At 67.9% G+C, this 12,398-nt stretch carries 9 protein-coding genes and 1 tRNA gene; 5 read left to right on the top strand and 5 right to left on the bottom strand.

Annotation, left to right across the window (positions count from 1 at the left end; all coding sequences use genetic code 11):
- The gene (locus tag PU630_RS08655; RefSeq protein ID WP_275279977.1) at positions 1–1,062 is read right to left on the bottom strand and encodes an AI-2E family transporter; all 1,062 of its coding nucleotides are present in this window, start codon (positions 1,060–1,062) and stop codon (positions 1–3) included.
- Positions 1,063–1,216: 154 nt separating this feature from the next.
- On the opposite strand from PU630_RS08655, the gene PU630_RS08650 reads away from it, so the two are divergent.
- Both PU630_RS08650 and PU630_RS08645 read left to right on the top strand, forming a co-directional pair.
- The gene (locus tag PU630_RS08650; RefSeq protein ID WP_275279975.1) at positions 1,217–3,040 is read left to right on the top strand and encodes a DUF8094 domain-containing protein; all 1,824 of its coding nucleotides are present in this window, start codon (positions 1,217–1,219) and stop codon (positions 3,038–3,040) included.
- Positions 3,037–3,981, top strand: coding sequence for a tetratricopeptide repeat protein (locus PU630_RS08645; RefSeq protein WP_275279973.1), 945 nt, complete (start codon positions 3,037–3,039; stop codon positions 3,979–3,981). Before PU630_RS08650 ends, PU630_RS08645 begins: the two co-directional genes overlap by 4 nt.
- On the opposite strand, the gene glgB is transcribed toward PU630_RS08645, so the two are convergent.
- Both glgB and PU630_RS08635 read right to left on the bottom strand, forming a co-directional pair.
- Positions 3,978–6,119, bottom strand: a complete 2,142-nt coding sequence (gene glgB, locus PU630_RS08640) for a 1,4-alpha-glucan branching protein GlgB (protein ID WP_275279971.1) — start codon at positions 6,117–6,119, stop codon at positions 3,978–3,980. The two genes, PU630_RS08645 and glgB, sit on opposite strands and share 4 nt — an antisense overlap.
- The gene (locus tag PU630_RS08635) at positions 6,116–8,050 is read right to left on the bottom strand and encodes an alpha-1,4-glucan--maltose-1-phosphate maltosyltransferase (protein WP_275280060.1); all 1,935 of its coding nucleotides are present in this window, start codon (positions 8,048–8,050) and stop codon (positions 6,116–6,118) included. The genes glgB and PU630_RS08635 overlap by 4 nt, the downstream gene beginning before the upstream one ends.
- Before the next feature lie 244 nt (positions 8,051–8,294).
- Between PU630_RS08635 and PU630_RS08630 the strand changes: the two genes are divergently transcribed.
- Complete coding sequence (locus PU630_RS08630; protein ID WP_275279970.1) at positions 8,295–8,912, top strand: hypothetical protein; 618 nt, start codon at positions 8,295–8,297, stop codon at positions 8,910–8,912.
- Positions 8,913–9,150: 238 nt separating this feature from the next.
- Here the strand turns inward: PU630_RS08630 and PU630_RS08625 are convergent.
- A tRNA-Leu gene (locus PU630_RS08625) sits at positions 9,151–9,236 on the bottom strand.
- A 118-nt stretch (positions 9,237–9,354) separates the two neighbouring features.
- On the opposite strand from PU630_RS08625, the gene PU630_RS08620 reads away from it, so the two are divergent.
- Both PU630_RS08620 and PU630_RS08615 read left to right on the top strand, forming a co-directional pair.
- Entirely contained in the window at positions 9,355–10,662 is a 1,308-nt protein-coding gene (locus tag PU630_RS08620; protein ID WP_275279968.1) for a M20/M25/M40 family metallo-hydrolase, read from the top strand.
- Between the two features lie 45 nt (positions 10,663–10,707).
- A complete protein-coding gene (locus PU630_RS08615; RefSeq protein ID WP_275279967.1) occupies positions 10,708–11,538 on the top strand; it encodes an undecaprenyl-diphosphate phosphatase in 831 nt (276 codons plus the stop codon).
- On the opposite strand, the gene PU630_RS08610 is transcribed toward PU630_RS08615, so the two are convergent.
- Positions 11,535–12,395 (bottom strand): proteasome assembly chaperone family protein, encoded by an 861-nt coding sequence (locus PU630_RS08610; RefSeq protein ID WP_275279966.1) that lies wholly within the window; start codon positions 12,393–12,395, stop codon positions 11,535–11,537. The two genes, PU630_RS08615 and PU630_RS08610, sit on opposite strands and share 4 nt — an antisense overlap.
- Positions 12,396–12,398 lie beyond the last annotated feature (3 nt).

Raw genomic sequence — 12,398 nt, 5'->3', positions numbered from 1 at the left:
TCAGCGCTCGTTCTGGCGCGGAATCACCACCTGACGGTAGATGATGAGCACGGCCGCCGCGACGGGAATCGCGATCAGAGCGCCGAGCAGGCCGAGCAGCGAGCCGCCGGCCAGCGCCGCGACCACGACGACCCCGCCGGGAACGGAGACGGCACGACTCATGATCCGCGGCGAGATCACGTAGGCCTCGAGCTGCATGTAGATCAGGTAGTAGATCGCGGCGATCAGTGCGGTGGTCGGCGTGCCCAGCCCCGGGATCAGGCAGGTGAGCACGATGATCACCGACCCGGTGAGCGTGCCGACCAGGGGGATGAGCGAGAAGAAGAACGCGACGACCGCGAGGACCGCGGGGAACGGCGCGTGGATGATCGACAGGAAGATAGAGCTCAGGATGCCGTTGATCACGCCGAGCGTGACTTGGCCCATGACGTAGTGGCCGACGGAGTCGCTGATCTGCTCCGAGAGGTCGATGAAGCGTGCGCGGCGCGACGCCGGCACGAGCTGGTAGACCGCCGACTTGAGCGAGGGAATGGACGCCGTGAAGTAGATCGTCAGGATCAGCACGATGAACGCACCGGTCATACCGGTGAGGAACGCGATGCCGACCTTCAGCACGCCTTGCCCGATCGAGCCGCTGATGCTTCCCAGATTCTTCAGGACCCAGTCCTGCACGGTTTCGAAGACCGTGTCGACCTGTAGCCCGGGGAAGGCGTGCTCGACCCACGTCTTGAAGTTGCCCAGTGTGTCGGGGTCCTGCACGATCGTGGTCACCGATGCGACCAGCTGGGAGATCTGGTCGACGATCGTCGGGACGACCAGCAACACGACACCGGCGAACAGCGCCAGAACCAGCACGATCGTAACGAGCACGGCCGCCCAGCGCGGCAGCCTGCGACGTACCAGGAATGCCACGACGGGCTCGAGCCCGAGCGAGAGGAAGAGCGCCGTGCCCAGGTAGAGCAGGATCGTCGACAGCGTCTGGATGCTGCCGATCAGCAGGAGCCCGAGGCCGACCCCGAGCGTCGCGACCAGCGCCACACGGAATGGGTTCTGGATCTTCACGGCTCTCCTTCATCGTCGACGATGTGTGCCAGACTACTGGGCGGTCTGCCAGGCGACGCCAGCGACCCTCCCGGGGCGCACACAGGTCGTTTTCGCTAGTCTGGAACGTCGAGTCATCGGCTGGGCGCACGCCCTGGCCGGGGAGGAACTATTCGTGCGATTCGTGTGGGCTGTTGCCGCGTTCGTGCTGGCCGCCGTGATGATCGCGAGCGGCGTGGCGCAGCGGACCATCTTCCAGGGACCCAAGACGGAGACGTCCGCGATCAATGTGTCCGACACCGCGTCGTACACGCTCATCGACGGCGCGGTCCTCGACAGGCTGCCCGGATCGCAGACGCTGCGTGCGGCCGCCGACGGCACCGTGTTCGCCGCATACGGGCCGACTGCGGACCTGAAGGCGTGGCTGAGCGACACCGAGTACAACGCGGTGACCCTCGCCGGTGACAAGTCGGTCAAGACTGCTGTGGTCCCGCCCGTCGCCGACGAGAACGGCGATGTTCCCAAGGCCGCACACCGCGACCCTGCCGGGGCGGATCTGTGGCTCGACGAGTTCCAGCAGGATGACATCCTCATCGAGCATCTGCAACTGCCCGACACCATGAGCGTGCTGGTCGCGACCAATGGCACCGACCCGGCGCCCGCAGACGTGTCGGTCACTTGGGCGGTGCACCGGTCGACGCCGTGGGCGGGGCCGCTGATCGTGGGTGGCGGCATTCTGATGCTCGTCGGCGTCTTCCTCTACATCCTCGGCATCCGCAAGATGCGTCGCTCGCGGGGCCCCCGGCGCAAGGCTCTGCCGCCGCTGCCCGAGACGGAGCCGATCGATCTGTCGATCGAGGCGGAAGACAAGGGCGTCATCAGCGCGGGGGAGCCCGCGAAGGCTCCGACCCGGCGCCGACGCGCGTTCATCGCATTGCCGGTTGTCGTCATCTCGAGCCTCGCCTTCACCGGCTGCACGGCCGACGCGTGGCCGCAGCTGGGTGGATCTCCGTCTCCCACACCGACCGCGACGGTCGTCGACGCCGATGACGCCCAGGCGCCTGCGGTGACGGAGACGCAGGCAGACCGCATCCTGAACCGCATCTCGACGGCGGTGAGCAAGGCCGATGAGAAGAAGGATGCGAAGCTCGCCGCCACACGACTGACCGGCGCCCCGCTGGCCGAGCGGAAGACGAACTACACGTTGCGCAAGAAGATCTCCGACCAGGCGGCACTCGACGCGCTGCCGGCGAGCGGACTGAAGGTCGTGCTGCCGCAGGCGTACAACGGCTGGCCCCGCACGGTGCTCCTCGTCGCCGACGAGAAGAGCGGCAAGGACGACGCGGTCGACTCGACCATGATGATGATCACCCAGGCCGACCCGTGGTCGGCGTACAAGGTGGCTTACAGCGGTCATCTCGAAGCTGACGCCCTGCCCGACGTCGCGCCCGCCTACCTCGGCGCCGCAGCCGTGCAGCCGGACTCGTCGTTCCTCGTGATGCCGCCCAACCAGATCGCCGCCGCCTACGCCGATGTGATCGACAACGGTGACAAGAGCAAGTACGCGGCGCAGTTCGCGACCGACGACGACCCGTTCCTCAAGGGCGTCACGGAGAGCCGGAAGAAGCAGCTCGCCGAATTCGAGAAGACGGCGAAAGACAAGGATTCGGGCAAGAAGACCGGCAAGATGTCGTTCTCGTCTGAGGCGGGGGCAGAAGACCCTCTTGCTCTGGCGACGCTGGAGAGCGGCGCAATCGTCGCGGTGAACGTGGACGAGGTGGAGACCGTCACGCCCACGAGCAAGGACTCCGTGATCAAACTGACGCAGAACGACACGGTCAAGGCGCTCACGGGTGTGAAGGAGTCGCAGTCCGGCTTCAACACGACGTACAGTGATCAGTTGTTCTTCTACGTGCCGGGCGTGGGATCCACCGACGCCCAGATCCGTCTGCTCGGCTATTCGTCCAACATCCTCGGAGCCAAGGTGATCAGCAAATGAGCCAGCCCAACCCGGGTGCCGTCCTGCGCGGCGCCGTCGACCTCTCCTCGCTGCGCAACCGTCCCGCAGCACCCGCGCCCTCGGCGGACGTCCCCGAGGCCGGTGACGGGGCGTCCACCTCGAACGTCATCATCGACGTCACCGACGCCACGTTCGCGCAGGCCGCGGAGCTGTCGAAGACGGTCCCCGTCGTCTTCGACCTGTGGGCCGAGTGGTGCGGTCCGTGCAAGCAGCTGAGCCCGGTCCTTGAGAAGGTCGTCACGGAGTTCGCGGGGCGGATAGTGCTGGCCAAGGTGGATGTCGACGCGAACCCGCAGCTCGCGCAGGCGTTCCGCGCCCAGTCCATCCCGATGGTGGTCGCCGTGCTCGCCGGGCAGGCCGTGCCGCTGTTCACGGGTGCCGTTCCCGAAGAGCAGGTACGCGAGGTCTTCACCCAGCTCCTGCAGGTCGCTGCGCAGAACGGCGTCACCGGCACGGTGCCCACGACGTCGCAGGAGGCCCCGGACGACGAACCCGCCGAACCGCCTATGCCCCCGCTGCACGCCGAGGCGTTCGCCGCGATCGAAGCGGGCGACTATGCCCGGGCAGCCACCGCCTGCAAGCAGGCGCTGGCGGAGAACCCGGCCGACGCCGACGCGAAGGCGGGGCTCGCACAGGTGCTGCTTCTGCAGCGCGTGCAGAGCGCGAATGCGGACGCCGTACGCACGGCCGCCGCAGCCGACCCGACTGACGTCGACGCGCAGCTGGCCGTGGCGGACCTCGACATCGCCGGCGGGCATGTCGAAGACGCGTTCTCGCGGCTTCTCGACGTGTTCGCGCAGTTGTCGGGCGATGACCGCACTCCGGTGCGGGAACGCCTGCTGGAGCTCTTCGAGCTCATCGGCGAGGCAGACCCCCGGGTGGGGGCGGCGCGTCGCCGCCTCACCGCGCTGCTCTTCTAGTCGGGCACGAGCCAGAGCACACCGAGCGGCGGCACCGTCAGCCGTGCGCGGCCGTCGCTGTCAGCGTGAATGCGCCCCAGGTTGCCGACTCCCGAGCCGCCATAGGCGGCGGCGTCGGAGTTGAGGACCTCCCGCCACGCGCCGGGACGCGGCAGATCGAGCGTCATGCCGTCGACGGGGTTCCCGCCGAAGTTGCATACCGACACCAGCATCCCGCCGTCGCCGTCTTCACGGCAGAAGGCCAGCACATCGGGGTTCCACTCCGGTGCACCCAGGCGCCGGAACGCGTCGGCATCCCCGTCTCTCGCCCACAGTGCGGGGTGATCGCCGTACGTGCGGCCGAGTGCGCCGACGAAGTCCTGCAGCTGGCGGTGACTGGGCTGATCGAGCAGCCACCAGTCGAGCCCGCGTGACTCGGACCACTCCGAGAGCTGTCCGAACTCCTGGCCCATGAACAGAAGCTGCTTGCCGGGATGCGACCACATGTAGGCGAGGTACGCCCGCGTGTTGGCCAGCTTGCGCCAATGGTCGCCGGGCATCTTCGACAGCAGGCTGCCCTTTCCATGGACGACCTCGTCGTGGCTGATGGGGAGGATGAAGTTCTCACTGAACGCGTACACGAACGAGAACGAGAGCTCACCTGCATGGTGCGCGCGGTACATCGGATCCCGTTCGATGTAGACGAGCGAGTCGTTCATCCAGCCCATGTTCCATTTGAATCCGAAGCCGAGCCCGCCCTCCGAGGTCGGCGCTGTCACGCCGGGGAAGCTCGTGGACTCCTCGGCGATCATCGCGACGCCGGGGTGCAGCCGGTACGCTGTCGCGTTCGTCTCCTGAAGGAAGCGGATGGCTTCGAGATTCTCGCGCCCGCCGTGGACGTTCGGCTCCCACTCGCCGTCTTCGCGCGAGTAGTCGAGGTAGAGCATCGAGGCGACGGCATCCACGCGCAGTCCGTCGACGTGGAACTCATCGAGCCAGTACAGCGCGTTGGCGACGAGGAAGTTGCGCACCTCGTTGCGGCCGTAGTCGAAGATGTACGTGCCCCAGTCCTTGTGCTCACCGCGTCGTGGATCGGGATGCTCGTACACGGGCCGTCCGTCGAACCGGCCGAGGGCGAACCCGTCCTTGGGGAAGTGGCCCGGCACCCAGTCGAGGATCACGCCGATGCCGGCCTGGTGCAGCTCGTCGATGAGGTAGCGAAGATCGTCGGGCCGGCCATACCGACTGGTCGGTGCGTAGTAGCCGCTGACCTGATAGCCCCACGAACCGCCGAAGGGGTGCTCTGCGAGCGGGAGGAACTCGACGTGCGTGAAGCCGAGCTCGTGCATGTGCGCGATGAGCGGCTCTGCGAGCTCGCGATAGCCGAGGCCGGGCCGCCACGAGCCGACATGCATCTCGTACACCGACATGGGTCGGTTCGCGGGCTGCGCAACGCCACGGTCCGTCATCCACCCGCCATCGCCCCAGATGTACGACGACGACGTCACGACCGATCCGGTGGACGGGGGAGTCTCTGCGAGCCGGGCAAGCGGGTCGGCCTTGAGTATCCATTCCCCGTCCGGCGTGAGGATCTCGTACTTGTACACGGCACCCACATCGACGGCGGGGACGAACAGCTCCCAGATGCCGCTCGATCCGAGAGAGCGCATGGCGTGCCCCGCGCCGTCCCACGCGTTGAAGTCGCCGACCACGCGCACGGCCTGGGCGTCGGGCGCCCACACCGCGAACGCCGTTCCGCGCGTCCCGTCGTCCTCGCGCACGCGCGCTCCCAGCACCTCCCACAGGCGCTCGTGGCGTCCCTCCCCGATGAGGTGCAGGTCGAACTCGCCGACCGTCGGAAGATGGCGATAAGGGTCGTCGGCGGTGTAGCCCGAGTCGTCGGCGTACGACGTCTCCAGCTCGTACGCCTCCGGGCGCCCGGAGCGCCGTCCCTCCCAGATCCCGGCACGCACGTGGGCCAGCGGAACCGTCTCGCCGTCGGCGAACACCGCCGTGACCGTCTGTGCCAATGGCCGTCGGGCACGCACCCACCAGAAGGACCGGCCGGCGGCATCCCGTCCCTCATGCAGTCCGAGCACGTCATGGGGCGCGTGATACGCGCCGGCGGCGACACGGTCGAGCAGCTCTTCGGCGATCATGACCGGCCCTTCACATGCACGATATGGACGGGCTCGGCGAACGCGTCGAGCCGCACGAAGTTGTGGTCGGTCCAGGTCCAGGCGGCGCCGGTGACCAGGTCCTGCACCGCGTATTGCTCACCGGGTTCGATGCCGAACAGCCGCGTGTCGAGGTGGATCATCGTCTGCCTTACCGAGTGCGGATCGAGGTTGGCCACGACGATGATCGTGTCGTCCTCACCGGTGCCGGTCAGCGCGCCGTCGGCGCGCTTCACGAACACGAGCACGGCGTCGTCGTCGCTGTACTGCACTGTCAGGTTGCGCAACTGCCGGAGCGCCGGATGCGCCGCGCGGATCTCATTGAGCCGGCGCAGATAGGGGGCGAGGGAGTCGCCGGATGCTTCGGCCGCCGCCCAGTCGCGGAACTTGTACTCGTACTTCTCGTTGTCGATGTTCTCTTCGGAACCGGGACGCGCGACGTTCTCATACAGCTCGTACCCCGCGTACACGCCGTACAGGGGAGCGGCCGTCGCGGCGATGGCGGCGCGAATGCGGTATGCCGGGCGACCGCCGAACTGCAGATACTCGGTGAGGATGTCGGGGGTGTTCACGAACAGGTTCGGACGGAAGACGTCGGCCGTGTGGTGGCTGACGCCGGTCAGGAACTCCTCGAGCTCGGCCTTCGTGTTGCGCCAGGTGAAGTACGAGTAGCTCTGCTGGAAGCCCACGCGAGCCAGCGCCTGCATCGGGTTCGGCCGTGTGAACGCCTCGGCGAGGAACACGACATCGGGATGCCGCGCGGTGACCTCGCGGATCAGCCACTCCCAGAACCACAGCGGCTTGGTATGCGGATTGTCGACGCGGAAGATGCGCACGCCCTGGGCGATCCAGTGCAGGACGATGCGCAGCACCTCCGCGCTCAACCCCTCCGGATCGTTGTCGAAGTTGATCGGGTAGATGTCCTGGTACTTCTTCGGCGGATTCTCGGCAAACGCGATGGAGCCGTCCGGCAGCGTCGTGAACCACTCCGGGTGGGCCGTCACCCAGGGATGATCGGGCGAGGCCTGGAGGGCGAGGTCGAGCGCGATCTCGAGCCCCTCCGACCGCGCGTCGGCGACGAAGCCGCGGAAGTCGGCGAGGGTGCCCAGGTCGGGGTGCACGGCATCATGACCGCCGGTGGCGGCGCCGATCGCCCACGGGGATCCAGGATCGCCCGGACCCGCCGTGAGCGTGTTGTTCGGGCCCTTGCGGTTGGTCACGCCGATCGGGTGGATCGGCGGCAGGTACACGACCTGGAAGCCCATCCGTGCCACCTCGGGCAGCCGCCCGGCTGCGGTCGCGAAGGTGCCACTGCGCACGGTGCCATCACTCTCGCGCACCGCGCCCTCCGACCGGGGGAAGAACTCGTACCAGGCGCCCACGCCTGCCCGCTCTCGTTCGACTCTCAGCGGGAGGGTCTCGCCCGCGGTGGCCAGCGACATGAGCGGACGGTCGCGGAAGACGGCGGCGAGGTTCTCGTCGCGCACGATCTCGAGCGCGGCCGCAGGGTCGTCGATCGCGGCGCGCAGCGCCTTCGCCCACCGGCGCAGCGCGGTTCGCTGGGTGGCGGGTCGGTCGGTCTCAGCGGCGGCACGCGTGCAGAGCTGTTCGCCGAGCATGGCCATCACCGCGACATCCACCCCCGCGGCGATCTTCAGCGCGGCGGCGTGCTGCCACGTCGCGTAGTCGTCGGCGAAGGCCTCGAAACGGAACGTCCAGTCACCCTGGGCGAGGACGGCGAGCTCGCAGCTCCAACGGTCGAAGCCGTCGTCGAGCGGTGCGAGCCGGTGCACGGACTCCTGGCCGGACGGCGTGAACAGGCGCAGCTGCACGCCGATGAGATCGTGCCCCTCGCGAAAGGCCGTGACGCCGAACGGCAGGATCTCGCCGCAGAAGGCGGTGGGGTGCAGCATCCCGAATCCCGGCAGAGCGGGGTGCGGATCCACCAACGGGATGCGCCCGGTCGACGTGCCCGCGCCGCTGACCCACGGCTGCAGAGCCCGGACGGGAATCGCCGACCGGCTGCGCCAGGCGGGTGCGGGCTTCGTACGAGAGCGGGATGCCACGCCTCGAACCTATCGCGCAGGCGCCGGCGGATCGAGCACCCGATCGTTACGGGAGACTGAGAGGGCGGGATGCGGGAGAGGACGACACGGAATGGCGATCACGCGCGACCGATTCGACGAGGTCCGCCGGCGGTATGGGGACGTCGGCAGCTGGGCGGTATGGGCGGATGCACGACCTGGCCACGGTGTGAAAGACGGCGTGGGAGACCTGTCGGTGCTTGATGCCGATCGCGACGACGAAGTGCTCGAGACCCTGCGCGCCGACGTCGTGATGCTCGGCATCAACGGCTCGGGGGCACCCACACCCGCGTCGTTCAGCAACTTCCACGACCCGTCGTCCCGGGCGAACCACTTCAAGCTGCGGCACGCGTACCGGGGGACACCGTTCTGGGGCGCTTACCTCACCGACGCGTTCAAAGGCATCGAGAGCTACGGTGCGAAGCGGACGATCGCGTTCCTCCGCGCACATCCGCCCCTCGTGCGAGAGCAGCTGGCACGGCTCGACGACGAGCTCGCGACGGTCGGGTGCGATGACCCGCTCGTCATTGTCTTCGGCGCCGACGTGTTCGGTCTACTGCGCGAGCACTGGCATGAGGGAGCCCGGATGGTGAGGGTGCCGCACTACGCTCATTACCTCAGCAAGGAGGACTACCGTGCGCAGGCGCTGCGAGCGATCGATGAGTACCTCGTCGCTGGTCCCTCCGCGTGAGAGGCGGCGCCGGATCGCCCCCGTCGACGCAGCGCGCCGTGCCACTCGTCGCTGTTTCAGATCAGGTGTCTTCGCGAAAGCAGGACGATCAGGTGCAGAAACCGCCTGATCTCGCGAGAACACCTGATTTCAACGGGGGAGGAGCGAACCGCTTGGCTGTCCGCGCCGGCCCTGATGCCTCGCGCCGGACCCTGCCGACAAAAGGAAAAGGGCCCCTGATGGGACCCTTTTCGATTTGTGCGCGAGGGGGGACTTGAACCCCCACGCCCTAATACGGGCACTAGCACCTCAAGCTAGCGCGTCTACCTATTCCGCCACCCGCGCAGGTGGTTTTCGGTTTCGCAACCGAGGAACGACATTATCACGTTCTGCGCCGCTGATCGAACCGCCGCACACCCCGGGCGCGCCGTCGCGAGCCGTGGCACCCGGTAGCCTGGACCTCATGCCCGACACCAGCGATGCGCACGAACTGAGCGAGGTCGCCCGCATCGCCCGGGACCTCATCCGCATCGACACCACCAACCACGGCGGCGGACGCGCGGTGGGCGAACGCGAAGCCGCGGAATACGTCGCCGCCTACCTGGAAGGTCTCGGGCTGACCGCTGAGTTCTACGAGCCCGTGGAGCGGCGCACGAACCTCTCGGTGCGTATTCCCGGCCGCGATGGCGATCGGCCCGCGCTCGTGCTGCACGGCCATCTCGACGTCGTGCCGGCGATCGCCGAAGACTGGAGCGTCGACCCGTTTGCGGGCGAGATCCGCGACGGCATGCTCTGGGGGCGTGGTGCCGTGGACATGAAGAACATGGATGCCATGATGCTCACGGCCATGGCGGACCTTCTGCGCGCGGGTGAGCAGCCCGCGCGCGACGTCGTGCTGACGTTCTTCGCGGACGAGGAGAACGGTGGTGTCCTCGGCTCGTCGCTCGTGGTGCGTGACAGGCCCGAGTGGTTCGCCGGCGCCACCGAGGCCATCAGCGAGGTGGGCGGGTACTCGATCACGGTGGCCGGCACTCGTGCCTATCTGCTGCAGGTGGGGGAGAAGGGGCTGCTCTGGCTGCGCCTCCGGGCGCGGGGACGGGCGGGCCATGGCAGCGGCTTCCACCCCGAGAACGCCGTCACTCGTCTGGCCGAGGCCGTCGCCGCCGTCGGTCGCACACAATGGCCGGTGCGCCTGACCGACACCACGCGGGCGCTGCTCGAAGACCTCGCGGCGCTGTCCGGGGAGTCGGTGGAAGATCCGGACGCGCTGGCGGATCTGACCGGGCCGGCAGCCGGGTTCCTCCGGTCGACGCTGCGGACGACATCCAACCCCACCGGTGTGGAGGCCGGCTACAAGCACAACGTGATCCCTGATGTGGCGTCTGCGACGATCGATGTCCGCGTGCTTCCCGGCACAGAGGACGCGGTGCTCGCCGACATCCGCCGCATCGTCGGCGACGACATCGAGGTGGAGATCGTAACGCGCGACATCGGGCTGGAGACCGCCTTCGGCGGCCCGCTCGTCGAGGCGATGCTCGCCGCGCTGGAGCGTCACGACCCGGGTGCGCCGGTGATGCCGTATCTCATGGGTGGGGGCACCGACAACAAGGCGCTCTCACGTCTCGGCATAGCAGGATACGGCTTCGCGCCGCTGCGATTGCCCGCCGGGTTCGACTTCACGGGTCTGTTCCACGGAGTCGACGAGCGCGTTCCCTTGGACGCGCTCGAGTTCGGACGCGCGGTCCTCGCCGACCTGCTGCGCACCTGCTGATCCCTCCTCGTCCGCTTCTTCACCCCTTCTGACCGAAAGGCGCCCATGCACCTGATCGAGGCGATCTTCCTCGGGCTCGTCCAGGGACTCACGGAGTTCCTCCCGATCTCATCCAGCGCGCATCTGCGCATCGTCGGCGCATTCCTGCCCGACGCGGGCGACCCCGGCGCCGCTTTCACCGCGATCACCCAGATCGGCACCGAGACAGCCGTCATCGTCTTCTTCTGGCGTGACATCGTCCGCATCATCGGGCACTGGTTCCGCGCGCTGTTCGGCAAGATCCCGCGCAACGATCCCGACGCGAAGATGGGCTGGCTGATCATCATCGGCACCATCCCGATCGTCGTGCTCGGGCTTCTGTTCCAGGACGCGATCGAGACGACTCTGCGATCGCTGTGGATCGTGGCGGTGAGCCTCATCGTCTTCGGCGTGATCCTCGGCATCGCCGACATGTACGCCAAGCAGCGACGCTCGCTCGAGGACCTGACCGTGGGGCACGGTGTGATCTACGGCTTCGCGCAGGCCCTCGCGCTGATCCCGGGAGTCTCACGGTCGGGCGGCACCATCACCGCGGGCCTGCTGCTCGGGTACACGCGCGAAGCTGCCGCCCGCTACGCCTTCCTCCTGGCGATCCCCGCGGTGTTCGGCAGTGGCCTCTACGAACTGGTCAAAACCGTGAAGTCGCCGACGCAGGAGGTCTTCACGATGGGGGAGACCGCGGCCGCGACCGTCGTCGCCTTCGTGGTGGGGCTGGCCGTGATCGCGTTCTTCATGAAGTGGATCACGAAGCACAGCTTCCTGCCGTTCGTCGTCTACCGGGTGGCGATCGGTGCGACGATCATCGTGCTGTTGAGCATGGGTGTGATCGAGCCCTAACGGCGCGGGTCGTCGCCGCGGCCGTGCTTGCCTTCACCGCCGCGGCGCAGGTACCGCTCGAACTCGCGGGCGATGGCATCGCCCGAGGCCTCGGGGGAGTCCCAGGTGTCGCGAGCCTGTTCGAGCTGATGGATGTACTCGGTCATCTCATCGTCTTCGGCGGCCGCGGCATCGATTGTGGCCTCCCAGCTCGCGGCCTGGGTGGCCAGGTCTCCGCGAGGGACGGCGGTGCCGGTGAGCTCTTCGAGCTTCTCCAGAAGCGCGAGCGTCGCCTTCGGCGAGGGGGTGTGGCCGGCGACGTAATGCGGCACACTCGCCCACAGCCCGATCGTCGGGATGCCGGCCTCTTCGGCTGCGACGGAGAGGGCGCTGAGGATGCCCACCGGCCCCTCATAAGAGGGCTTCTCGAGATCGAGATGCGCGCGCAGTCGTTCGTTGTCGCTCCCGGCGAAGATGGAGATCGGGCGCGTGTGCGGTACGTCTGACATCATCGAGCCCAACGCGACGAGACCGGTGATGTCCTCCCGGAGCATGACGTCGACGAGCTCGGCGCAGAACGCCTGCCAGGCGCGCGCCGGCTCGACTCCGGTCAACAGCCACAGCTGTGTGCCCCGGGGGTTACCGGCCGGGCGTCGCACCGTTGCATCCGGCCACTGCAGTGTGCGCCGTCCGTCGGACTCCGCGTGCATCTCCGGACGCGTGTACTGATAGTCGAAGTAGAGCTCGGGATCGACGGCGAACACGGGCTCGTACGCGCCCGTGTCTTTCAGCAGCGTCGTCGCCGACGTCGCCGCCTCGCCTGCGTCGTTCCAGCCGTCGAAGGCGACGACGAGAACACGTCGACCCAGTCCGTCCACTCG

The sequence above is a fragment of the Microbacterium horticulturae genome (genome assembly GCF_029094505.1).
Classification (GTDB): domain Bacteria; phylum Actinomycetota; class Actinomycetes; order Actinomycetales; family Microbacteriaceae; genus Microbacterium; species Microbacterium horticulturae.
The sequence above is the reverse complement of the archived record's forward strand: the minus strand, read 5'-3'. Positions and strand labels throughout refer to the sequence as shown.

Bases quoted from the DNA above. Each gene is read 5' to 3' on its own strand.
- PU630_RS08645 (WP_275279973.1), top strand. From the start codon at position 3,037: ATGAGCCAGCCCAACCCGGGTGCCGTCCTGCGCGGCGCCGTCGACCTC.
- glgB (WP_275279971.1), bottom strand. From the start codon at position 6,119: ATGATCGCCGAAGAGCTGCTCGACCGTGTCGCCGCCGGCGCGTATCAC.
- PU630_RS08635 (WP_275280060.1), bottom strand. From the start codon at position 8,050: ATGCTGCACCCCACCGCCTTCTGCGGCGAGATCCTGCCGTTCGGCGTC.
- PU630_RS08630 (WP_275279970.1), top strand. From the start codon at position 8,295: ATGGCGATCACGCGCGACCGATTCGACGAGGTCCGCCGGCGGTATGGG.
- PU630_RS08620 (WP_275279968.1), top strand. From the start codon at position 9,355: ATGCCCGACACCAGCGATGCGCACGAACTGAGCGAGGTCGCCCGCATC.
- PU630_RS08615 (WP_275279967.1), top strand. From the start codon at position 10,708: ATGCACCTGATCGAGGCGATCTTCCTCGGGCTCGTCCAGGGACTCACG.